The sequence below is a fragment of the Catenulispora pinistramenti genome (assembly GCF_018274385.1).
In the GTDB taxonomy this organism is placed as follows: domain Bacteria; phylum Actinomycetota; class Actinomycetes; order Streptomycetales; family Catenulisporaceae; genus Catenulispora; species Catenulispora pinistramenti.
This window is the reverse complement of the sequence record NZ_JAAFYZ010000120.1, coordinates 1-22936: the sequence shown is the minus strand read 5'-3', so window position 1 is coordinate 22936 and position 22936 is coordinate 1. Positions and strand designations below refer to the sequence as shown.

General features: G+C 70.1%; 17 protein-coding genes. 11 read left to right on the top strand and 6 right to left on the bottom strand.

What is annotated here, in order from left to right:
- Positions 1-72 precede the first annotated feature (72 nt).
- Positions 73-1392: a DUF1015 family protein gene (locus KGQ19_RS29090; protein ID WP_212014705.1), complete on the top strand. Its 1320-nt coding sequence runs from the start codon at positions 73-75 to the stop codon at positions 1390-1392.
- A gap of 50 nt (positions 1393-1442) precedes the next feature.
- Here the strand turns inward: KGQ19_RS29090 and KGQ19_RS29085 are convergent, their stop codons facing one another.
- Positions 1443-2399 carry a DUF6807 domain-containing protein gene (locus KGQ19_RS29085; protein WP_212014702.1) on the bottom strand — a complete coding sequence of 319 codons (957 nt, stop codon included), beginning with the start codon at positions 2397-2399 and terminating at the stop codon, positions 1443-1445.
- Between the two features lie 78 nt (positions 2400-2477).
- Here KGQ19_RS29085 and KGQ19_RS29080 point away from each other — a divergent pair, with 78 nt between their 5' ends.
- Positions 2478-3662, top strand: coding sequence for a Gfo/Idh/MocA family protein (locus KGQ19_RS29080; RefSeq protein WP_212014700.1), 1185 nt, complete (start codon positions 2478-2480; stop codon positions 3660-3662).
- A gap of 42 nt (positions 3663-3704) precedes the next feature.
- Positions 3705-4901, top strand: a complete 1197-nt coding sequence (locus KGQ19_RS29075; RefSeq protein ID WP_212014698.1) for a DUF1444 domain-containing protein — start codon at positions 3705-3707, stop codon at positions 4899-4901.
- 127 nt (positions 4902-5028) lie between these two features.
- On the opposite strand, the gene KGQ19_RS29070 is transcribed toward KGQ19_RS29075, so the two are convergent.
- Positions 5029-6060: a LacI family DNA-binding transcriptional regulator gene (locus KGQ19_RS29070; RefSeq protein ID WP_212014696.1), complete on the bottom strand. Its 1032-nt coding sequence runs from the start codon at positions 6058-6060 to the stop codon at positions 5029-5031.
- 158 nt (positions 6061-6218) lie between these two features.
- Between KGQ19_RS29070 and KGQ19_RS29065 the strand changes: the two genes are divergently transcribed.
- From KGQ19_RS29065 to KGQ19_RS29050, 4 genes are read left to right on the top strand one after another with little or no spacing between them, the layout of a single operon-like run.
- Positions 6219-7538 carry an ABC transporter substrate-binding protein gene (locus KGQ19_RS29065; protein ID WP_212014694.1) on the top strand — a complete coding sequence of 440 codons (1320 nt, stop codon included), beginning with the start codon at positions 6219-6221 and terminating at the stop codon, positions 7536-7538.
- A gap of 18 nt (positions 7539-7556) precedes the next feature.
- Entirely contained in the window at positions 7557-8522 is a 966-nt protein-coding gene (locus KGQ19_RS29060; RefSeq protein WP_212014692.1) for a carbohydrate ABC transporter permease, read from the top strand.
- A 7-nt stretch (positions 8523-8529) separates the two neighbouring features.
- Entirely contained in the window at positions 8530-9432 is a 903-nt protein-coding gene (locus KGQ19_RS29055; RefSeq protein WP_212014691.1) for a carbohydrate ABC transporter permease, read from the top strand.
- 37 nt (positions 9433-9469) lie between these two features.
- Positions 9470-11446, top strand: coding sequence for a hypothetical protein (locus KGQ19_RS29050; RefSeq protein WP_212014689.1), 1977 nt, complete (start codon positions 9470-9472; stop codon positions 11444-11446).
- An 18-nt stretch (positions 11447-11464) separates the two neighbouring features.
- On the opposite strand, the gene KGQ19_RS29045 is transcribed toward KGQ19_RS29050, so the two are convergent.
- From KGQ19_RS29045 to KGQ19_RS29030, 4 genes are all read right to left on the bottom strand, one after another.
- On the bottom strand, positions 11465-11896 hold the full coding sequence (locus tag KGQ19_RS29045; RefSeq protein WP_212014687.1) for a VOC family protein: 432 nt from the start codon (positions 11894-11896) through the stop codon (positions 11465-11467).
- A 79-nt stretch (positions 11897-11975) separates the two neighbouring features.
- Positions 11976-14354 (bottom strand): glycoside hydrolase family 3 N-terminal domain-containing protein, encoded by a 2379-nt coding sequence (locus KGQ19_RS29040; protein WP_307856548.1) that lies wholly within the window; start codon positions 14352-14354, stop codon positions 11976-11978.
- Positions 14355-14627: 273 nt separating this feature from the next.
- Complete coding sequence (locus KGQ19_RS29035; protein WP_212014677.1) at positions 14628-16190, bottom strand: protein kinase domain-containing protein; 1563 nt, start codon at positions 16188-16190, stop codon at positions 14628-14630.
- A 165-nt stretch (positions 16191-16355) separates the two neighbouring features.
- Positions 16356-16814 carry an SPW repeat protein gene (locus KGQ19_RS29030; protein WP_194927205.1) on the bottom strand — a complete coding sequence of 153 codons (459 nt, stop codon included), beginning with the start codon at positions 16812-16814 and terminating at the stop codon, positions 16356-16358.
- 165 nt (positions 16815-16979) lie between these two features.
- On the opposite strand from KGQ19_RS29030, the gene KGQ19_RS29025 reads away from it, so the two are divergent.
- The 4 genes from KGQ19_RS29025 to KGQ19_RS29010 all read left to right on the top strand — a co-directional run bounded on the left by KGQ19_RS29025 (position 16980) and on the right by KGQ19_RS29010 (position 22923).
- Entirely contained in the window at positions 16980-17564 is a 585-nt protein-coding gene (locus KGQ19_RS29025) for a hypothetical protein (RefSeq protein ID WP_212014675.1), read from the top strand.
- Positions 17565-18141: 577 nt separating this feature from the next.
- Positions 18142-20961, top strand: a complete 2820-nt coding sequence (locus KGQ19_RS29020) for a YfhO family protein (RefSeq protein WP_212014673.1) — start codon at positions 18142-18144, stop codon at positions 20959-20961.
- Between the two features lie 79 nt (positions 20962-21040).
- Complete coding sequence (locus KGQ19_RS29015; RefSeq protein WP_230419618.1) at positions 21041-21979, top strand: glycosyltransferase family 2 protein; 939 nt, start codon at positions 21041-21043, stop codon at positions 21977-21979.
- A complete protein-coding gene (locus tag KGQ19_RS29010; protein WP_307856547.1) occupies positions 21976-22923 on the top strand; it encodes a glycosyltransferase family 2 protein in 948 nt (315 codons plus the stop codon). The genes KGQ19_RS29015 and KGQ19_RS29010 overlap by 4 nt, the downstream gene beginning before the upstream one ends.
- Positions 22924-22936 lie beyond the last annotated feature (13 nt).

Genomic DNA, 22936 nt, shown 5'->3' with positions numbered 1-22936 from the left:
CACCTTGTTGCCGTGTTTCCTTTCCACCCTCCGCCTACGTCATGCCACCGTCCGAATCCATAAGATGCCTGCATGGCACTCAGCGATCCGCAGGCATTGCGAATCCTCCCCTTCCGGGGGCTGCGGTTCGCTCCGGATCGGGTCGACGACCCGTCGGCGGTTACTTCGCCACCGTACGACATGATCGGTCCGGATGAGGCCAGGCGATTGGCCGACACCGAGGAACACAACGTCGTGCGGCTGATCCTGGCCGCGCCCGAAGAGCTGGCCGGCGGGCCCGGCGCACCGGCCCGCTACCACCGGGCCGCGGCCTCGCTGCGAACCTGGATCGACGACGGCGCACTGAGCCAGGACGCCGAACCGGCGCTGTATATCTACGAGCAGATCGGCCACGGCTTCCGGCAGCGCGGGCTGATCGGCCTGGTCAAGTTGGACGACGCCGATCCCGGTGCCGACGGTTCCACGCCGGCGGCGGACGCCGAGCCGTCCCCGGTGCGCCGCGCGATCCTGCCGCACGAGGCCGTGACCGACTCGGTGGTCGCCGACCGGCTGGCCCAGATGCGGGCCACCGAGGCCCACATCGAGCCGATCCTGCTCACCTACCAGGGCGACCGCACCGTCTCGGACCTGCTGGACCAGGTCGCCGACCGGACCGGACCGCTGACCTCGACCACCACCGCGGACGGCACCCGGCACCGGCTGTGGGCCCTGTCCGACCCGGCCGCCGTCCGGCGCGTCGCCGCCGACCTGCTCTGGCAACGGGCCCTGATCGCCGACGGCCACCACCGGCACGCCGCCTACCGAAGGCTGCGCGCCGAGCGCGGCGGCCCGGCCGAGTACGGCCTGGCGCTGCTGGTCGACGCCGGCCGCTACCCGCTGAGCCTGCACGCGATCCACCGCGTCCTGCCGCACGTCCCGCTGGCGACGGCGGCGGTGCAGGCCGGCAAGGTCTTCGCGGTCCGGGAGACCGCCGACCCGCACCGCGCCCTGGACGCGATCCCGGCCGGCGAGCACGCCTTCGTCCTGTCCGACGGCAGCACGCACTACCTGCTCACCGCCCCCGACCCGGCGGCCCTGGCCGAAGCGATCCCGGCCGACCGCCCCGAGGCCTGGCGCGCCCTGGACGCCACGGTCCTGCACCACGTCCTGGTGGAGTCGATCTGGCAGCTCCCGGACACCCCCGAGGAAGTCCGCTTCGACCACGACCCCTACCACGCGGTCGCCGAGGCGGCGCGCGTCGGCGGCACCGCGGTCCTGCTGCGCCCGACCACCGAGGACGTGGTCCGGCAGCTGGCCGGGGCCGGGGTGCTGATGCCGCGCAAGTCGACGGCGTTCGGGCCGAAGCCGGCCACCGGGCTGGTGATGCGGTTGCTGACCGAGGAGGACGTCTGACCGAGGAGGACGTCGCCGGGCCCTGATCCAGGGGCCGGACCGCGCACACCTCACCGACCAGCTGTGAGACCCGGCCGCAGGTAATCCTCAATCCGCTCCCGCGACCAGGCCCCGTCCGCGATCACCACCCGGTAGCCCAGCGCCAGCACCTCCCCCGGCGCCAGCGGCAGCGGCTCGCCGAACGCCAGCGACGGGTTCACGCCCGGGTAGTCCTCGCCGCGGACGAACCACTCCGGCGCCTCGCCCTCGGGCACGAAGACCAGCGTGGCGAAGCCGTCGCGCTCATCGAACTCGCCGATGTAGGCCAGCCACTCGGCGCGCCGGCCCATCAGCGTGTCAGCGCCCTCCAGGCCGTTGGCGGCCAGGACCCGGCCGCCGGTGAACGCGCGCGGTCCGCGCCAGAAGAAGCCGCAGTATCCGGCCAGTTCGCGGCCCAGGACCGTCGGGCTCTTGAACTCCACCGGGTCGGCGCCCAGGGTCCGGAGTTCGCTGCGGAACTCCAGGGTCCAGCAGCCCGCTTCGCGGTCGACGTCCCGGACAGCGAACGTCCGCCGCTCGCTGAGCACCGGTACGCCGTCGGCGCCGATCCACACCAGGTCCGCGGCGACCGAACCGTTGGCCGCGGTCTCGAACAGGCTGGTCTCGATGCGGCCGGCGTCGTCGAGGTCGACGTAGCCGCGGCCGGTGACGTAGCTCGGGCCGCCCCAGAAGTTGCTCGCGGCGGCCGGACGCCCCGGACGCCCGGGCGGGGCGGCCACGGCCAGCTTCGGCACCGCCATGGTCAGGCCCTTGTGCCAGCGGTGGTCGTGCGGGCGGTGCCCGGTCACCACGCCGCCGGACAGCGTCCGCAGCGGGTGCAGATACGGCGTGCGGCACTCGGACGGCGGGACGGCGTCGGCGTCGAACCGGGCCCGCAGCACCTCCACCGCCCCCACGCGGACGCTGACCAGGTCCCTGTTTGCGCTCACGGCTGTCTCGGCCGACAGCGCGGTGTGCGAGGCGGTCACTTGCCCTCCCGACTTTGCTAGGCTTCCTGTGACCGTTCACGAGAACGTTCCGGGACAGATCTTCACGGAGGTGGTCACGTGCGTCAACCCCCGACCGTCGCCCTCGTCGGCGTCCACGGTCACGGCCGCTGGCACCTGAGCCGCGTCGCAGAGCTCGAACGGGCCGGCCGGCTGCGGCTGGTCGCGGTCGCCGACCCGCGCCCGCCGGAGCCCGGCGCCCTGCCGTCCGGCGTCGCGCGGCACGACACCCTGGACGCCCTGCTGGCCGCGCCGGGCGGGCCGCCGGACATCACGCTGATCGCCACGCCCACCCCCACGCACTTCGCGCTCGCCGAAGCCGCCCTGCGCGCCGGCTCCGACGTGCTGCTGGAGAAGCCGCCGGTGACCGGCCTGGCCCAGCTGGAGGAGCTGCGCAAGACCGCGGCCCGGACCGGCCGCCTGGTCCAGGTCGGCTTCCAGTCGCTGGGCTCGGCCGCGCTGCCGCTGCTGCGCACGCTGGTCGCCGCCGGCGCGATCGGCGAGGTCACCGGCGTCGGCGCGGCCGGGGCCTGGTGCCGGCCGGAGTCGTACTGGCAGCGCGCGCCGTGGGCCGGCAAGCGCTGGCTGAGCGACGGCGTCCCGGCGCTGGACGGCGCGCTGACGAACCCGTTCGCGCACGCGATCGTCACGGCCCTGGCCGTGCTCGGCGAAGACGCCATGGCCCGGATCCCGGCGAAGACCGAGCTGGAGCTGTTCCACGCCAACCCGGTCGAGGCCGACGACACCTCGGCGGTCCGGATCGAGCTGCCGGACGCGCCGCCGATCCTGGTCGCGGTGTCGGTCTGCGCGCCGCAGCCCACGCAGATCGATCCGTGGGTTCGGGTGCAGGGGACTGAGGGTGAGGCGGTGTTCCATTACACGACCGGCCACCTGTCGGTCACCGGTTCCGGCTCCGGCTCCGGCGTTGGCTCCGGCGTTGAGGAACTGGACCAGACCTTCCCCGAGGCCGACCTGCTGGCGAACCTGCTGGACCACCGGGAGCGCCCCGACGAGGTGCCGCTGATGGTCCCGCTGGAGGACACCACCGGCTTCACAGCCGTGCTGGAGGCGGTCCGCGACGCCCCGGAGCCGCGCGCGATCGGTGAACAGTACGTGTCCAAAGAGGACTTCCAGGTCGGCCGGGCGACGACGGTGCGGGGCATCGTGGACCTCGTGCAATCGTGTGCGCGCGGGCAGAAGCTGTTCTCCGAAGCCGGCGCCCCTTGGGCACTTCAGGAACACTGAACGGACACCTGGCGGTCGGCGGCCTGCGTTAGGTTCCCGGCCATGGGAATAGCCGAAAGACTGTTCGGGTCCGCCCGCGACCGGTTCGGGAAGGAGGTCGCGGCGCGGGTGCGGGCCGTGGACTCCGTGGCGCGCGCCGACTACGACCCGGAGACGTTCCAGGTCGTGTATCAGGGCGCTCAGGGCGCCGAGCCGGCGGTCATCAATCTGGAGACGGTGTTCCGGGAGACGCGGGGCGCCTCGTCCGCCGCCCGCAAGACCGCCATCGGCCGGCTGGCCGACATCGCCGCCCTGCCGCCGACCCCGGAGCAGTGGGACGACGTGCGCGCGGCGCTGCGGCCGGTGCTGCGACCGATCCCGGCCGACCCGCAGTTCGAGATCGTCAGCCGGCCGGCCGCGCGCTACCTGTCGGAGATGCTGGTCATCGACACGCCCTCGGCCATGCGGTACGCCGCGGACTCCGATCTGCGGCGCTGGGGCGTGAGCCGGGACGAGGCGTTCGCCACCGCGCACCGGAACATGGCGCGCACGGTCACCGCCTCGCTGGACGAGGCCCGCCGGCGCACCGGCAGCACGCAGCCGGCCCGGCACACCGACAACGGCGACGCCTACCTGACCTCGCTCCCGCTGGTCGACGGCTGGCTGGCGACGATCGGGCGGATCACCGGCGCCCGCCCGCTGGCCTTCTCGGTCAGCAACAGCACCCTGCTACTAGCCTACGAGACGCCGGACACCGGGGCCGTGACCGAGGCGTTCGCGATCGCCGAGCGCGAGTGGCGCCAGGCCGCGCGGCCGATCAGCCCGGCGCCGATCACGGTCGACGACGACGGGAACGTGGTCCTCTACACAGTGCCCGAGGACCACCCCGCGCACGCGGCGGTCAAGCACGCGCAGATCCTGCTGGCGATGGACGCCTACGGGCCGCAGACCGAGCACCTGCGGGGCATCGCCGGGCCCGGCGACCCGTTCCCGGCCGCGCTGAAGGGCTTCCGCAGCCCCGAGGGCGCGGAGGTCACCGCCGCCTCCTGGGCCGACGAGGAGACCTCGCTGCTGCCGGATGCCGACCTCGTCCTGTTCCCGAAGAAGGACGGGGACCTGCTGATGGTCCCGTGGGCGGCGGTCGCCGACGAGGTCGGGCTGACCCCGGCCGAGGGCTACCACCCGGCACGCTACCGGGTCGGTTCCTGGCCGGACCCGGACGTCATGGAGCGGCTGGCGAAGCTCGCCGCGGAGGCGTGAGCGCGGCTGCCTCGGGCGCCTGAGCGACCTCTGAGCGACCTCCGAGCAGCGCGTCTGAGCGGCGGCCACCGCAGAGGCCTGAGCTGGCTCGCAGAGGCTTGAGCCAGCCCCTCAGCCCCTCAGCCCCTCAATCCCGTCGCGCCGGCGCCGTCGACTGCCGCACCACCAGCTGGCTGGGCAGTACCGCCGGCACCGGCGGCACCTTGGTGCCGCGCAGCATCCCGATCAGCGTGCGGGCGGCGCGCTGGCCGAGCTCGGAGCTGAAGATGCGGACCGTGGTCAGCGACGGGGTCAGCAGCGAGGCGGTCGGGGTGTCGTCGAAGCCGACGACCGACACCTCGTGCGGCACGTCGATCCCGCGCTCGCGCAGCAGCTGCATCGCGCCGATGGCCATGGCGTCGTTGAAGGCCAGCACGGCGGTCGGCGGCACGTCCCGGTCGAACAGGCGCGCCGCCGCGTCGTGGCCGGACTCCAGGGAGAACTCGCCGGTGGCGATCAGGTCCTCGTCCAGCGGCTGGCCGGCGTCGGTGCCGGCCCGCTTGCAGCCGCGCAGCCGGGCCTGCTGAGCCAGGTTGCCCGGGGTGCTGCCGGCGATCAGGGCGATGCGGCGGTGGCCCAGGGCCAGCAGATGCTGGGTGGCGCTGTAGGCGCCGCTCTCGTCGTCGGGCTGGACCGAGGGCACGGCCGCGGCGACGTGCCCGATGGCCACCACCGGGTAGCCGGCCTCGACCAGCAGCTCGATGCCCTCATCCCCCATCCCGGCCTCGACGATGACGCCGTCCACGGCGCGCTGGCGCACCATGCGGCGGTGCGCGGACAGCGCCGGGTCCTCGTCATTGGGGCTGGAGACCAGCAGGCTGTAGTCGTTCTCGGCGACCACCCGGTCCACCCCGCCGACGGTCTGCAGGAAGTGCGCGTTCGCGAAGGTCACGTCGACCGGGAACGGCAGCACCAGGCCGATGGTGTCGGTGCGGGCCCGGGCCAGCGACCGGGCGGCGACGCTGGGCCGATAGTTGAGGTCGCGCATGGCGGCCAGCACGCGCTCGCGGGTCTCCGGCGCGACGCCGTCGGCGTCGTTGATGACCCGCGAGACGGTCTGGTAGGACACGCCGGCCCGGTCGGCCACGTGCCGCATGGTGATCTGTCCCGTGGATTTCATGTCACCGTTCACGCTATCGCACGCAAACCCCGGCGCGACAGAGAACCCAACTACTCCGCCACGGTTCGGCATGCGGTTTGGTTAACGCTCTTGACGTCCCCCGGATCGCCGCCTTAGGGTCCCGGCAAGTCATGTGACCGTTCACGAGAGGCGCGACGATGAAGGTTCCGGAAACGACACGGCTGCGCGGCATCCGCACCGGCGCCGTGCTGGCCGCTGCCGCGCTGGCCCTGGCCGCGTGTGGAAACAACGGCGGCGGCGGCGCCAGTGCCGCGGGCGGCAAGATCACCCTGCGGATCACCTGGTGGGGCAACCCCACCCGGGCCAAGGCCACCCAGGACGCGATCGCCCTGTTCCAGAAGGCGCACCCGAACATCTCGGTGCAGACCCAGCCCGGCGCCTACACCGGGTACTACGACAAGCTGAACACGCAGGTGACCGCGGGCGACGCCCCGGACATCTTCCAGGTCGACACCGTCGCCAAGTACGCCGACAAGAATGCGCTGGTGGACCTGTCCACCCAGAGTCCGGTACTGAACACCGCCAAGATCGACCAGTCCTATCTCGCCCAGGGCTCCGTCAACGGCAAGCTCTACGAGGTCCCGGCCGGCTCGAACCTGTTCGCCCTGACCTTCAGTGGCGATCTGGTCGCCAAGGCCGGGCTCACCTCCCCGACCGCGGGCCTGAGCTGGCAGCAGTACGCGACGCTGGCCAAGCAGATCTCGGCCAAGAAGCTCTCGGCCGCCGGCGGCGGCCAGGTCTACGGCGCCGCCGACGACAGCTACAACACCCAGGCCTTCGAGATCTGGGCCCGGCAACAGGGCGGCAACCTGTATTCGGCCGACGGCAAGAGCCTGGGATTCAGCAAGCAGACACTGGTGGACTGGTGGAACTACTGGGCCGCGATGCGGGCCGACGGCGCGGTTCCGCCGGCCACCACCACCGAGCCCGGCGTGACCGGTGACGTCACCAAGGCCCCGATCGCCAAGGGCCAGGTGGCGATGGACCTGTACGGCACCAGCACCACGCTGCCGGGCACCGGCTGGCAGTACGTGGGGCTGCCCGGCGAGAGCGGCCACCCCGGCGCATACCTGAAGCGCTCGGTGAACTGGGGCATCTACGCCAAGAGCAAGCACCCGACCGAGGCCGCCGAGCTCATCGACTTCCTGGTGAACTCCCCCGAGGCCGGCGCCGCGCAGGGGCTGACCCGCGGCGGTCCGGTGAACAGCGATGTCCTCACCGCGCTCACCCCGACGCTGACCGGCAACGACAAGGCGGTCGCCACCTACGGCCAGTACGTCGCGCAGGCGGGGAACAACTCCGCCCCGCCGCCGGCCGCACCGGCCGCGCAGCAGCAGATCGAGACCGACCTGTATGTGCGCATGGCCGAGAACGTGTGGTTCGGGAAGTCCTCGGTGGACGCCGCCGCGCAGAGCTTCATGGACCAGGCCGACAAGCTGCTCGCACAGGGCAGCTAGGACAGGACCGGAATCCGCATGTCCTCTCCCACCAGCACGCTGTCCGCCGCGCCCCGCTCCGGGCCCGGCGCCACGGCCGCCAAGAAGGCCAAGGTCCGCCCGGGCGGACGGCGCCGCACCAACGGCGCGGCCTACATCATGCTCAGTCCCTGGATCCTCGGCACCGTCGGGGTCCTGCTGCTACCGCTGCTGTATTCGCTCTATCTGTCGTTCACGCAGTACGACCTGCTCAGCCAGCCACACTGGGTCGGCCTGCAGAACTACCGCGAGATGTTCACCGCCGATCCGCGCTTCGTGCACTCGGTCTGGGTCACCGTGCAGTACGTCATCGCCTCGGCACCGCTGAAGCTGCTGATGGCGCTGGGCGTCGCGCTACTGCTGGCCAAGCCGCGCAGGGGCCAGGGGCTGTACCGGGCGTTGTTCTACCTGCCCTCGCTGCTCGGCACCAGCGTGGCGATCGCGATCGTGTGGCAGGGCACGTTCGACGTGAACGGCCCCTTCAACCAGTTCCTGAACCTGTTCGGGATCAAGGGCGGGGCCTGGGTCTCGGACCCGTCCACGGTCCGCTGGGTGATCGTCGGCCTGGCGATGTGGCAGTTCGGCGCGCCGATGGTGATCTTCCTGGCCGGGCTGAAGCAGATCCCGCGGGAGCTGTACGAGGCCGCCGAAGTGGACGGCGCCGGCACCTGGCGCAGGTTCTGGTCCATCACACTGCCGGCGCTGAGCCCGGTGATCCTGTTCAACCTGGTCGTGGAGATGATCGGGGCGTTCCAGGCGTTCACCCCGGCCCAGCTGGTCGGCGACGGCCAGGGCGGCCCGGTGGACTCCACCCTCTTCTACACGCTCTACCTGTATCAGAAGGCATTCACCGAGCAGCAGATGGGCTACGCCGCGGCGATGGCCTGGGTGCTGATCCTGGGCCTGAGCGTCCTGACCGGGCTGCTGTTCTGGTCGTCCCGCTTCTGGGTCCACTACGGAGACTGACACCGCTATGACCGCGAACACCCTCAATCCGCGCCGGCTGGACTCCTCGGAGCGCCCGCGCTCCGAGCGACGCGGCCTGGCCCGCCTGCGGCCGGCCCTGTGGCACGTCATCGTGCTGGTGCTGCTGCTGTTCCTGCTGTATCCGGTGCTGTGGATGGTCGGCTCCTCGTTCAAACCGACCCAGGCCATCATCTCCACGCTGTCGCCGTGGCCGAAGCACTTCGCCGGGTCGAACTACAGCACCGGCTGGCAGGGCTCGGCCGGAACCACGTTCAGCACCTACTTCCTGAACTCCGTGCTGATCTCGGTCGGCGCGGTGATCGGCAACCTGGCCAGCTGCTCGGTCACCGCCTACGCGATGGCCCGGCTGGAGTTCCGGGGCCGCGCGCTGGTGACCGGACTGGCCATCGGCATGCTGCTGATGCCCAAGGAGGTGCTGCTGATCCCGCAGTACCTGCTGTTCCACAAGCTGGGCTGGGTCGACACCGACCTGCCGCTGATCGTGCCGAAGTTCCTGGCCGTGGACGCGTTCTTCGTGTTCCTGAACCTGCAGTTCATGCGCGGCCTGCCGCGGGAGCTGGACGAGGCGGCGGCGCTGGACGGCTGCGGGCCGTTCCGCACCTTCCGCTACATCCTGCTGCCGCTGATCCGGCCGGCGATGGCCACCACCGCGATCTTCACCTTCATCTGGACCTGGAACGACTACTTCAGCCAGCTGATCTACCTGAACAGCCCGGACAAGCAGACGCTGCCGGTGGGCCTGCGGATGTTCCTGGACGCCACCTCCGGCTCGGAGCTGGGACCGATGTTCGCGATGGCGACGGTGAGCCTGGCGCCGCTGTTCGCACTGTTCGTGTTCTTCCAGCGCAACCTGGTCCAGGGCATCGCCACCACCGGTTTCAAGGGCTGAGCCCGAATCCCTTGCAGTGGAAGGAAAAACCACCCTCATGACACGTCGATCCCCCTACCGTTTCGCGGTGCTCGCAGCGGCCGCCGCGGTCGCCGCGGTCACCATCGCGCCGGACGCCGGTGCCGCCTCCCCGGCGGCGGCACCGGTGGTCAAGCCGGTACTGCCGGCCGACCTGAGCGTCCATCTCGGCAACATCCCCGACGGTCCCGGCGTCTACCCGGCCGCGCTGAAGGACGCCGTCCAGAAGGCGATAGCCCACCAGAGCGCGGCCGGCTCGTTCGAGATCCAGGGCAAGACCAAGGACCTCGGCGACAACTCGCTGGGCGTGTCCAGCCTGCTGGCGCTGTACTACTCGCAGACCCATGACGCCAGCGTCATCCCGGCCTTCCAGAAGAGCATCGACTGGTACCTGGCCAACCGCGTCTACACCGCCGACAACCCCGGCGACGTGACGATGGCCAAGCTGGGCACCGGATTCCCCTACGCCGCCTACGAGCCGTACACCCTGGCCGACGGCGGTCCCGGCGACTGGCCGACCACTGTGTGGGCGCTGCTGCACACCGACAACGTCCTGCAGTACGGCGACGGAATGCTGCGTCCGGACCAACAGGGCGCGCTGGAAAACCTCGGCGTCGGTTACTGGAAGTGGCTGACGCAGGCCTCGCAGTACAACCCGCAGGACGCCGACAACCAGGCGATCGGCTCGGTGGACGGCGCGATCCAGCTCTCCCAGCAGCTGACCCGGCTGGGCCGCGAGGATCTGGCCGCCGGGCTGGAGCAACAGGCGATGGACACCTTCACCAACAAGGTGCGGCCGCTGAAGGAGTGCGACCGCGGTTACTGCTTCTACCCCGAGCACTCCGGCGGCTTCGACCAGAACTACGGCGCCATCTCCATCAGCTTCCTGTGGCGCGGCTGGCAGCTCACCGGCGACAAGCGGTTCTACGACGACGGCCTGGAGATGTCCAAGTACCTGGACCTGCGGCTGTCGGCGCGCGGCTTCGACTACGGCGGCCCGCGCCACAACGAGGACCACCCCGGCTACGAGGCGCTGTACGGCCTGCAGCACTACAGCGGCCTCGTCAAGGACGACCTGGGCCGCTACCTGGGCACCTCGCCCATCCCCTACTACCACGTGGGGACCGAGCCGGACCACGTGGTCACGCCGGACGGCCACGTCGCCTTCATCACCGTCTGGCAGATGACCGATCCGGGGAGCTGGTATCAGGGTTCGCAGAACGTGAACACGGCCTACAAGCTGCGGCAGGGCGCCGGCTCCTTGGTGCTGGACCAGAACCAGGTGCCGTACCTGGTCACCGCCGGGAACGCGGACGTCATCGACGCCGCCACGTCCGGGCAGCAGTCCATCGGCCCGGCCTGGACCGACGCCACCGGCACGCACTTCTTCACGCCGGCGCCGAACACCGAGCCGGTCAGCGTCCCGCTGCCCGCGGTGGGCTTCCAGGGCCGCATGGTCGTGCAGCAGATGGCCGGCCCGAACGGTGTCGTGGTGCCGGTGACCACGCTGTACCGGGTCGGCGACGGGACCGTGCGGATCACCGCCGCGGTGCCGGCCGCCGCGCTGCCGTCCGGTGTGTCAGTCTCCTACATCGCCGGTCTGCCCTACCTGACCGACCTGCCGGGCGGATCGACGGCGCCGAACTCCGTGCAGCAGAAGATCCTCGGCGTCACCGGCCTGACCTCCGGGACCGCGCTGTCCTTCGGCGCCGACGGCGGCACGCTGTCCGACCCGGCCGGGATCAGCGCCGGACCGCTGTCGATCAGCTCGCCCTACGGGATCACGGTGAGCAACCCGGGGGACCCGGCGACCGACGACTACAGCAGCTCCGCGACGCTGGGCAAGGTGCTGGAGGCGTACAGCACGGCGCTGGACCCGGACCCGAACGTCGGGTGGGCCAAGACCCGGCAGACCAATCTGGTGCAGGCCCCGGCGCACCAGCGCGGACCGCTGCTGACGATGGACGTGACGTTCGGATCCGCTCCGGCCTCGTGAGGTGGCCCCGCGGCGAGCTCAGTCCCCGACGACTGTTCCGCCCCACTCTTCGGGATCCACATCGCGCACGCTCTCGCAGAACTGCCAGCGGTGCCCGGCCGGGTCGTCAACCGTGAACTGCAACTCGCCGAACGGCTGCTCGGCCAGGTCCTCGACAATCGACGCGCCGTGCTCCTTGGCCCGCTCGTACTGCGCGCGGACGTCTTCGACCCGCACCTTGAGCAGGTGCGTCTCGACGCCGGGTGTCGGCGCGGTCCGCTGCCCGCGCACGTCGGCGATGATCACGGCTCCGTCTTCACCGATGCGCATCTGGGAGCGGTGGTCATCGCCGATCCGGATGTGTTCGGCGAACCCGAAGACCGTGGTCAGGTAGTCCACGGCCGCGCGGACGTCCGGATAGACCAGCACCGGGATGACTGTCACCTGCGGAATCGAGCGGTTCGGCTTCATGGCTTCACGGTATGCCAGGACCGGCGCGGGCGGCCCCTGTAGAGGTCGCCCGCGCCGGCCGCGTGGGGCTGAACCGGCTCTAGGTCAGGGTGAACGGCGCCGACAGGTCCACGTCATAAGGCGTCGTGTCGGCCTCCTTGTCGATCTGCAGGATGTACCCGCCGGGCTCGACGGTCGGCGGGCCCGAGGCGTTGATGTCGCCCTGGCTGCGGGCCAGCGCGGTGGCCGGGAAGGTGATCTTCACGGTCTGCGCCGCCCCGGCGGCCAGCGTCACCCGGGTGAAGCCGACCAGCCGCTGTGGCGGCTCGGCAGAGGCGCTGACCGGCTGGGCCACGTAGAGCGGCACGATGTCGGTACCCGAGCGGGTCCCGGTGTTGGTGACGGTCAGGGTCGCGGTGAGCTTGCCGTGCGCCGAGGCGGTCGGCGTCACCGACAGCCCGGTGTGGCTGAAGGTGGTGTAGGAGAGCCCGTATCCGAAGGGATACAGCGGGTTGTAGGCGTTCCCGGGGCCGGAGCCGGTGCCGGGTAGTTGGTCGAAGAACTTCGGCTCGTCGCCGAGCGGGGACGGCGCGCCGCTGTTGAAGTCCGCGCCGACCGTCGGCGCGTCGGACGGCCAGCTGATCGACAGGTGGCCGCTCGGGTCCACCTTGCCGAACAACACGTCGGCCACGGCCTGCCCGGCCTCGGTGCTGCCCTGGTAGGCCATCACGACGGCGTTCGCCTTCTCGGCCGGGCCCAGGCCCACCGGGCGGCCGGCCTCGACCACGACCACCACCGGCTTGCCGGTCGCCTCCAGCGCCGAGATCAGCGCCTGCTGGTCCGGCGGCAGGGCCGGGGCCGGGTTGTCGCCGAGGCCTTCGGCGTAGGCCTTCTCGCCGACGACGGCGACGTAGGCATCAGTGTTCGGGGCCGCGGCGACGGCGGCGGCCTGGTCGGGGATGGACTTGGCCTGCGGGTCGGCGCCGAGGATCCCGGTCAGGGCCGTGGTGCCCGGCGGGATCTGGTCCGGCGCGCCCATGCAGCACACGTGCCCGGCCCCGGCGACCCCCTGCCAGCTCACGCTCCAGCCGCCGAGCTGGTTGGTCATCGAGTCGGCGCTGGGGCCGGTGACCACCACGCGGCTGCCGGCCGCCAGCGGCAGGGCGTTGTTCTGGTCGCGCAGCAGTGTGACCGACTCCTGCGCGGCCTTCAGCGTCTGGTCGCGTCCGGAGTCCACGACGGCGTCGGCGGCCCCGGCGTTCAGGCACGGCTTGCTCGGATCGGCCACGCAGGGCTGGTCGAACAGGCCGAGCTGGAACTTCATGGTGAGGATGCGGCGCACGGCGTCATTGATCGTCGACATCTTGATCTTGCCGTCGCCGACGTCCTGGATGATCGCGCTCTGCCACTGGTCCGGCCCGTTGACCTCCATGCTCATGTCCAGACCGGCGTTCACCGCCTCGGCCACGGCGTCCGGCAGGCTGCCGGCGATGTGGTAGGCGGTCTGGAGCGCCTGCACGTCCTGGTAGTCGCTGATGATGACGCCCTTGAAGCCCATCTGGCCGCGCAGGATGTCGGTGAGCAGGTAGTGCGAGGAGGTGGCCGGGACGCCGTTGATGGAGCCGGAGTCGACCATCACGGCGTCGGCGCCGGCGTTGATCGCCCCGGCGTAGGACGGCAGGATCGTGCTCTGCAGGTAGTTCAGGGGCAGCTGGGCCTCGTCGCGGTCATGACCGTTGATCGACTCCGAGTACCCGGCGAAGTGCTTGACCGTCGCGCTGACGTCGAGCCCGCCGCCCGGAGCCGGGGTCTGGAGCCCGGTAACGTTTGCGGCACCCATCGCGGCGGACAGAGCGGGCTCCTCGGCCCACGTCTCATACGTGCGGCCCCACCGGTTGTCCCGCGCCAGGTCCTGCACCGGCGCGAAGGCCCACGTCCACCCCGTGGAGCGCAGCGCGGCGGCGGTCATCGCCCCGCCGGCCTGCGCGGCCGACGGGTCCCACGTGGCGCCCATGCCGATGGACTGCGGGAACAGCGGCGCCTGCCAGGGATGCCCGAACCCGTGGACGGCGTCGACGCCGAAGCTCAGCGGGATGTGCAGGCGCGAGTGGGCGATGGCGTACTGCTGAATGGCGTTGTAGTCGTCGGCCCAGTCCTGCGCGGTGTTGCCGCTGGTCCCACTCCCGGTGGTGTCCGCGGGGTTGTCGGTCCCGCCGGCCAGCACCGACCCCACGTTCTGGTCCACGATCGCCGACTGCATACACGCGGCCGTCGGCAGACTGAACCCGGCGGCCCCGCAACTCCCGCTCCCAGAAGCGGTGGCGTTGTCAACGAGCTGCTGATCCATCTGCCCGGCCTTCTCGGGCAGCGTCATCCGCCCCAGAAGATCACTGACCCGCGCCGTCACCGACGCGGACTTGTCGAGGTACTTCGGCGTCGCCGAGTTGGCCGCCGCACTGGTCGAAGCGGCGGCGTCCACCGACGCCAAGGTGAGGGCTGCGGCGAGGCCGACTTGGACGAGACGCCGCTTCGAGCCCGCCCGACTATGGCTCCCGAGCGGCCGCGACCAGGGTGTTCGAGCACGCATTAAGGACACTCCCAGCTGTTCGTAGCTTTGATGAGTGGTCTTGTTGCGGCCGCAAACAATCTGACGCCGAGTCAGTCAACTGCGGGATCGTGGGGGCGTCAAGGTCGCGGAGGTGGGACGGGTGGGGCCGGTGAGGCCGGAGAGAAGAGCGGCTGACCTTTCCGGCTAGCTTTCGATGACAACGGTGTGGCAAGCCTTGTCGGCGAAGGTCTGGTTCTTGTCGTCCCAGAGCGGGGCGAAGTAGCCGAGGTAAAACGGCAGGCCGTCAATGATGTGAGCCATGTAGCGGAGAACGGCTCGGCCGAATCCGGTGTAGCCGCCATCGGCTTCGCGGACCACTCGGATGTGGACGACGCGCTTGCCGATGGTCTGCCCGGTGGTGCCCTGTAGGTAGAGCTGCCATAGCGAGAAGCCGAAGATGAACACCACGGTGCTCGCCAGCCAGGCCCACCCCGCGGAAGAGGGGCCGCTGACGGTGACCAGGCCGGTTTCCGGGTCGGTGGTGAATTTGATGGAGGCGAAGAAGAAGATGTAGCCGATGTAGCCGGGCAGCAGGCACACCCCATCGATGAGGGTGGCGGCAACGCGCTGTCCCCAGTGGGCGAAACGTACTGTGCCGGGTATCAGCCCCATGCCCGGCATGCCCCACGGCTGCTGGGGTGAGAAGTACGGGCCGGGAGGATATGCCCCCGGCCAGGTGCTCTGCACACCTGGCCCGTAGCCGGGATGCCAGCCGGTCGGCTGGTTGTAGTAGCCGGGCTGCTGTGCGGTGGCCTGTGGTTGGCCCTGTTGCCGCTTGCCCCGTTGCCGCTGGCCCTGTTGCACATAGCCCTGTTGCACATAGCTCTGTTGCGGATAGCTCTGCTGCGGAATCGGCCCGGGCGGCGGTTGCGGCGTGGGCTCAGCCGCACCGCGGCCGAGCGTCGACAAGTAATCCGCGACCTGCGCGGCCGGCGGGCGCTGTGCGGGGTCTTTGGACAGCAGTTGGTTGATGAGCCCGGTGAGCGGACCGGCCTGCCGCGGCAGTGGCGCGGGTTGGTTGAGGATCGCGGTGAACAGCGGGTAGACGGGCGGACTGGTGAAGGGCAATCCGCCCTCGACCGCGGCATACAGCAGCACGCCGAGCGACCACAGGTCCGAGGCGGGCCCTATGTCCAGGCTCTGGACCTGCTCCGGCGACATGTAGTGCGGCGTGCCGATGACGGTGCCCGCCGAGGTCTGGCGCACGGTCTCATCCATGACCCGGGCTATGCCGAAGTCGGTGAGTACGACCCGCGTCCCGGCCAGCAGGACGTTGTCGGGTTTGAGGTCCCGATGCACGATCTGCCGCTCATGGGCGTGGGCCAACGCCAAGGCGATCTGCGTCCCGATCCGAGCCGCCTGTTCCCAGGGCAACGAGCCGGTGCGGTTGAGCAGGCTGTCGAGGGACTCGCCGACGACGAGTTCCATCACGATCCATGGGACGTCGCCCTCGTGCACCACATCGTGCACCGTGATCACGTTGGGATGGCCCAGCCGGGCCGCGGAGCGCGCTTCCTTCTCCATGCGCGTGACGTAGCGCTCGCGTTCCTCCGGGGAGAGCCCCGGAGGCAGCGCGATCTCCTTGACCGCCACCTCGCGGCCGAGTTGTCCGTCCACCGCGCGCCAGACCCGGCCCATGCCCCCTTGACCGATCTGGTCGACCAGTCGATACCGCTCGCCGATTACGTACCCGACCTCACCCGTCATACCCGCCAGGCTAGCGAAGCCATCAGGCTACTGAGTCGTGAATAAGCGGGCCTCTGCTATCGGGTTTTCCCTGCACGACTCGGCCGCCGAGTGCGCTCCCGGAAGGGGGATGGGAACGGTCTCGGCGGCCGGCTGTCCTACCTCAGCGTGTACCTCCGCTCCTTTTCAGCGCCGGGCGCGGCTGGCGCCCATGGTGAAGCCCTGCATGGCCAGGCCGAGCAGGACCGCCACGGCACCGATGCAGAGGTTGTTCCAGATGATCGCCTTCGGGGCGCTGTGACCCTGGGTCACCACCCAGGGGGAGATGATCATCCAGACGCCGATGGGGACGGCGATCCAGCCGAGGCGGTACAGACGCTCGGGCTGGAGGGCCAGGCCGAAGCCGAACGCGGCCATCGACAGGCCGATCACCAGGTTGTTCACCGTCACGTCGGGGTTGGCCGCGTGGAAGTGGACCACCCACGGGGACACTGCCATGTACAGCCCCAACAGGATGACGAGTCCGTCCAGCGTGCTGGCGCTGGGCCCCTCGACGACCCTGGCGAATCTCTGCCGCATCTCCATCGCGTCTGGATGCGTGGTGATGTCCGAAGCTGAAGCATGCCGTGGTGCGGTCTCGGACATGGCTCTCACTTCCCTTCCCGATTCCGGAATCGAGCTCTTTGCACCCAGTATCCCCTTTTGTCCCTGCGTTCTGAAGGGATTCGGGAGTATCGTTGGCACCGTCCGCAGCACTCGCCCGGCCGCGCTGGCCGGTGCCGGTCCGCGGACGGGGCGAGGGGGCGGAGCGTGACGGACACACCCGCGACTACGCCGGATGCCGCCACTAAGCGCTCCGCGGCGGTCGTCCTCGGCGGCTGCTGTCTGGGTGTCCTGCTCGTCCTCATCGGCAGCATCGGCCTGGTGGTCCACTTCGCGACCGAGAAACCCCAGTCCCCGTATCGCGTGACGTTCGCCAAGGCCGGCGACAAGTGCGGCAGCGGCGCGAAGTCGCTGCTCATCCTCGACCAGACCTCCGGCGACGTCCTGACCTGCGGGCTCATCAGTTTCAGCGACGGCGGCGACGCCTCGCGCAGCGTCTTCTCGGCCGCCGAGGTCCAGAAGATCACCGACCTGTCGAAGTCCCTGGCCGGTAGCGACGACAGCGACAGCGACGCTGGCAACGGCAGCACCGCCGATACCGCCCTGAGCAACGCCGACCAACAGAAAGTCGAGCACCTCGCCGAGGACATCGGCCGCCGACACGGCCGCCCGCCGACCTCACCATCGACCCTGGACCGCGTCACCGGCGTCGGCGGGGTGTGGTTCCTCGCCTTCGGTCTGGCACTGCTGCTGGCCCAAGGCCTGTGGGGACAGCGCAGGTTGAACCGTTGAACGCAGATCCGTCGGACCGCAGACCTGGGAGACCCTGGTCGGCGATCGAGCCGCGATCAGGGACCGGTAGGCGGCCCGCCCCGGCCAAAACCCGGCCGCCTGCAACCTAACGGCTCTCAGGAACGTCTTATAAAGCAGGCCCCGATACTCCTGACGGGCCGGGGCCTGATCCCTGTCGCACCGCCGACAACCTGCGGCGACGTCAATCAGCATCCCGATAGGCCACCCCATGACGGACCCCTTATATCGCTAGAAAGACCCCGAGTCATGTGATGGTCGCCTATTCCGGATCCGGTTTTGCCGAACGCCCCGGCTTTACGTATTCCTAAGATTCGCTGGCTACGGTCGTCCGCGTTTCGGGTGTCGCTACAGGGGCGCACCCCTTCTGCATCGGACGGGTATGGCGGCCACCAGTGAACCGACCAGCGAAGAGCCAGGCGCCTCGACAGCGGTCGCGACCACGCCACTGACAACCCCACAAGGGGCCGCTCCGGCGCCACTGAAAACCCTAAAAAGGCTTACACCGGCCCGACTGAAAACCCCACAACAATGGCGGCGGCCGCGCGCGCTGACCGTCGTGGCGGTACTCGGGGTCCTGCTCTTCGCGCTGTGGGGTATCGGCGGCCCGCTGGTCGGGAGCTCGACGCTGGCGCCGACCGATGAACTGGTCACTCAGGGGCCCTGGGTCAGCGACGGCTTTGTCGGCACCATCCCGTCGAATACCTATCTGGACGACACCTACACCTCCCAGCTCCCCAGCGAGATGCTGTTCAAGCAGCAGCTGGACCATGGCAAAGTCGCGCAGTGGAATCCTTACGGCGCGGCGGGAAGCGCCTTGGGCGCGATTCCGGACTACGCGCTCTACTCGCCGTTGTCGGTGCCTTTCTATGTGATGCCGAGTTGGCTTGCCCCGGCCTATGAAAGACTTCTGGAAATCGTCTGTTCGGTCGGCGGCGCATTTCTCTTCCTGCGGCGGGTGTCCCTGTCCCGCCCCTCCGCGCTCCTCGGCGGCATCGTCTTCGCCGGCAGCGGGTTCATGGTGGCCTGGCTGGGGTTCCCGCAGACCAGGGTGGCCGCGTTCATCCCCGCGCTGTTCTGGGTGGTCGAGCGCTTCATCCAGCAACGCCGGGCCAGGGACGCGGCACTGGCCGCGCTGCCGGTGGCGGCCCTGCTGCTGGGCGGCTTCCCGTCCGTCGCCGGCTACGCCCTGCTGACCGCCACCGCCTATGCGCTGGTCCGGCTGGTCGGCGAGCATCGCGAGGACCTGCGCCGGCTGCTGCGTCCGGTGCTGTACCTGGGCGGTTCGCTGGCCGCGGGCGTCGGCCTGGCCCTGTTCCAGCTGATCCCGTTCCTCACCTTCTTCAAGTCCTGGATGGTCGTGAACCGGGACCAGACCTCGGCGGACACCCTGCCCTTCGCCAGCGTCCTGACCTCGATCTCGCCCTGGCCGTTCGGCACGGTCGACGCCCACAACCCGGTCCAGTTCGTGCTGGACCGCAACATGGTCGAGGCCGTCTCCTACATCGGCGCGGCGGCCGTCGTCCTCATCCTGGTGACCGTCGCGATGCCGCGCCGCAGCCGGGCGACGCTGCCCACCGGCACCTGGGTGTTCATCACGGCGGCCGCGGCGGCCTGGGCCGAGCTGATCTACCTCGGCGGGCCGCCGCTGGCCGCGGTGCAGAAGCTGCCGGTGCTGCGCTCGCTGTTCGAGCAGAACTTCGTCGGCCGGGCCCGGAGCATCCTGGGCTTCCTGCTCGCGGTACTGGTCGCCGTCGGCTTCGAACTGCTGCTACGGGCCCGGCAACAGCGGGAACAGCAAGCGAAGACCTGGTCCCGACGCCAGCTGTGGGCCTCGGCGGTGGTCGCCGGCGGTGCCGTGTTCGGGATCGCCATGGCCTACCACGGCCGCAGCACGATGCGGGAGGCCGCGAAGGCCGGCGGCCAAAACGTCGAGAAGGCGCTCAGCCTCTACCACACCGAGATCTTGTACGCGGCGGGCATCATCGCGGTCGCGATCGCGTGCGTGGCGGCGCTCCTCGTGGCCGCCCACCCGAAGATCGGCACCCGCGAGGGCGCCCGCTACATCCGCTTCGGCGCCGCCGGGACCCTGATAGTGCTCGCCGCCGTCCAGGGCGCGCAGTTCATGCGCGGCTACTACCCGCACTCCCCCAAGTCGACGTTCTTCCCGGTCACCGACACCCACACCTTCCTCGCCGACAACCTCGGCGACGAGCGCTACGCCTCGGCCGGCGGCGCCGCGATCATGTTCGGCACCAGTACCGCGTACGACCTGCGCTCGGTGAACGGCCACACGTTCCTGAACGCCAACCTCGCCACGATGCTCCAAGGCGTGCCGGACGGCGCCATCCCCTACACCACCTACGTCGACTTCAAGCCCGGCGATCTGAAGCAGGCCACCAGTACCGTGCTGGACCGGCTGGGCACCAAGTACTGGGTCGCAGGCCCCGGCGACACTATCTTCGGCACCGTGAACACCGCGCCCCGCAGCGGCACCACACAGCTGATCCCCGGCAAGCCGGTCACCGTGCCGCTGCTTTCCGGCCCGGTGCGCGGCATCCAGTTCACGCCGCAGGGCGCGATACCGGCCGACATCGCCGCCCTGACCGACGACACGACGATCGAGGTGAGCGTCCACGACCCGAGCGGCAAGCAGATAGCCCAGGTGAGCCGGTTGACCGGGATCCAGACCGGCGTCCCGTTCCCGATCGCGCTGGCCGCCGACGCGGTCCCGGCCGGCACCCCGCTGACCGCGACCATCACCCTGCACGCCAAGGCCCCGCTCACCGTGGACGCGAACGCCGGGCTCCCGGCCGTGGACACCGTCACCGACGCCGCCGACGGCCTGCGCGTCGTGTATTCCGGCTCGACGGTGATCTACCAGCGGCTGAACGCCCTGCCCCGGATCCGGTGGGCGTCGCAGAGTGCTGTCGTCGCCGCGCCGGACCAGCGGGTGTCGATGCTGGCCTCCGGGACGCTGCCGGACGACACGGTCGTGCTGTCCGATCCGGGGCCGGCGGCGTCCGGGCAGTCGGCGACGGTCCAGGTGTCCGACGACGGCACGGACTCGATCACCACCGATGTCGACGCCCAGGGCTCCGGCTACCTGGTGGTCGCCGACGCCGACCAGGTCGGCTGGCAGGCCACCGTCGACGGGCAGCACGCCGACCTGGTCCAGGCCGACGAGGGCCTGGTCGCGGTGAACGTCCCGGCCGGCCGGCACACGGTGACCGTGCACTACGACCTGCCGCGGCAGACGGCCGCCACGGCGGTGTCCGAGGTCGTCGCGCTCGGCCTGCTGGCCGTCCCGGTCGGCGAGTGGTGGCTGGGCCGCCGGCGCCGGCGACGACCGGCGGACCCGCCCGCGGCCGAGGCCTGATCAGTGCTCTGATCCGGGCACTGCTCTCGGCGGAGCGGGTAAGAACATCGGGTGTTTCACAAGGAAAGGTGTGTCTGTCATGTCTGTCACGGCTGTCATGTCCCCGGGAACGATCACGGAGCAGGCCGACATCGTGCCACACGTCAGTGTGGTCCTCCCCTGCTACAACGAGGAGGCCCACGTTCTGCTGGAGGTCCAACGGATCTGCGCCGCTTTGGACGCCACTGACTATCCCTACGAGGTGCTGGCCGTCGACGACGCGTCCACGGACGGGACCTTGGAGGTGTTGCGCAAGGCCGAGATCGAGTACCCGAGCGTGAAGGTGGTCGCGTTCTCGCGTAACGGCGGGGCGGGGACTGTGCGCCGGATCGGGTCGACGATGGCCCGGGGCGACATCGTGGTGTGGACCGACGCCGACATGTCGTATCCGAACGAGCGGATCCCCGAACTGGTGGAGATGCTTGATTTCGACGCCGACATAGACCAGGTCGTGGGTGCCCGCAAGGCGGAGATGGGTTCGCACCGGCTGCTGCGGATACCGGCGAAGTGGGTCATCCGCAAGATCGCGGAGAAGCTGGTCAACCAGAAGATCCCGGACTTGAACTCGGGTTTGCGCGCTATGCGGCGTGAGGTCGCGAAGCCGTATCTGCGGTTGCTGCCGCCCGGTTTCTCGTGCGTCACCACGATCACGTTGGCGTTCATGTCCAACCAGAAGAACGTGGTCTACGTCCCGATCGACTACGCGAAGCGGGCCGGGAAGTCCAAGTTCAAGTTCGTGAAGGACGCCTACCGCTATATCCTGCAAGTCCTTCGGATGGTCATGTACTTCAACCCGCTGAAGGTCCTGATGCCGCCGGCGTTGTGGCTGGTCGGGATCGGCGCGGTGAAGGCGGTGTTCGACCTGGTGGTGCACCCGTTCCGGTTCGCCCAGAACACCGCGCTGCTCATTCTCAGCGGCCTGATCATCGCCTCCATGGCGCTGCTCGCCGACCTCATCGTGCGATCGCGGCCCGAGTGACCGAGGAACCGGTGTCCCGGCACCGCACCGTCCCACCGCCCCGGATCGACATAGTCATGCCGTACTACGGCGACGTGCCGATGATGCAGGGCGCGGTGCGCAGCGTGCTGGCCCAGACCGATCCGCGCTGGCGGCTGACGGTGATCGACGACGGGCAGGAGCCCGGGGTCCCGGAGTGGTTCGCGGAACTCAGCGCCGGGGAACCCCGGGTGCGCTATGACCGCAACGAACGCAATCTGGGCATAACCCGCAACTTCCAGAAGAGCCTAGGCACGGCCGACGCCGAGTTCGTCGCGATGATCGGCTGCGACGACGAGCTGCTGCCGGACTACGTCGCGACAATGCTGGCCGTCTATGACGCCCACCCCGAGGTCGCCATGGCCCAGCCCGGCGTCGAGGTCATCGACGCCACCGGCGCCGTGGTCACGCCGCTGGTCGACCGCATGAAGCGGAACGTGTTCGCGCCCCGCGTCCGGGGCGTGCAGGTGATGGAGGGCGAGAAGCTGGCGGCCTCACTCCTGCGCGGCAACTGGATGTACTTCCCGGCGATCTGCTGGCGGACCGAGGCCATCCAGGCCGTCGGGTTCGACCAGGCATTCACCGTCGTCCAGGACCTGAACGTAACGCTGTCGCTGATAAAGGCCGGGGAGAAACTGGCATTGTCAGACCACGTCAGCTTCCGCTACCGGCGCCACCCGGCCAGCCAGTCCTCGACGCAGGCCACCGACGGCACGCGTTTCGACGAGGAGCGCGACTTCTTCCTGGCCGAGGCCGACCGGATGAAGACAATGGGCTGGAACCGCGCCTCCCGCGCCGGACGCCGACACCTGGCGTCCCGGCTGCACGCCGCAGCCCTGACACCCTCGGCCGCCAGGCGCGGGGACGTCGCCGGGCTGGGGCGGCTGGCCGGCTTCGCGCTGCTGCCGGCGCGGAGGCGGGGTTGATGGTGGGGGTGAT

What these genes read in the sequence shown, in the direction of transcription:
- KGQ19_RS29075 (WP_212014698.1), top strand. Translation starts at nt 3,705, where the DNA reads ATGGGAATAGCCGAAAGACTGTTCGGGTCCGCCCGCGACCGGTTCGGG.
- KGQ19_RS29070 (WP_212014696.1), bottom strand. Translation starts at nt 6,060, where the DNA reads ATGAAATCCACGGGACAGATCACCATGCGGCACGTGGCCGACCGGGCC.
- KGQ19_RS29035 (WP_212014677.1), bottom strand. Translation starts at nt 16,190, where the DNA reads ATGACGGGTGAGGTCGGGTACGTAATCGGCGAGCGGTATCGACTGGTC.
- KGQ19_RS29065 (WP_212014694.1), top strand. Translation starts at nt 6,219, where the DNA reads ATGAAGGTTCCGGAAACGACACGGCTGCGCGGCATCCGCACCGGCGCC.
- KGQ19_RS29060 (WP_212014692.1), top strand. Translation starts at nt 7,557, where the DNA reads ATGTCCTCTCCCACCAGCACGCTGTCCGCCGCGCCCCGCTCCGGGCCC.
- KGQ19_RS29045 (WP_212014687.1), bottom strand. Translation starts at nt 11,896, where the DNA reads ATGAAGCCGAACCGCTCGATTCCGCAGGTGACAGTCATCCCGGTGCTG.
- KGQ19_RS29030 (WP_194927205.1), bottom strand. Translation starts at nt 16,814, where the DNA reads ATGTCCGAGACCGCACCACGGCATGCTTCAGCTTCGGACATCACCACG.
- KGQ19_RS29050 (WP_212014689.1), top strand. Translation starts at nt 9,470, where the DNA reads ATGACACGTCGATCCCCCTACCGTTTCGCGGTGCTCGCAGCGGCCGCC.
- KGQ19_RS29090 (WP_212014705.1), top strand. Translation starts at nt 73, where the DNA reads ATGGCACTCAGCGATCCGCAGGCATTGCGAATCCTCCCCTTCCGGGGG.
- KGQ19_RS29015 (WP_230419618.1), top strand. Translation starts at nt 21,041, where the DNA reads ATGTCTGTCACGGCTGTCATGTCCCCGGGAACGATCACGGAGCAGGCC.
- KGQ19_RS29055 (WP_212014691.1), top strand. Translation starts at nt 8,530, where the DNA reads ATGACCGCGAACACCCTCAATCCGCGCCGGCTGGACTCCTCGGAGCGC.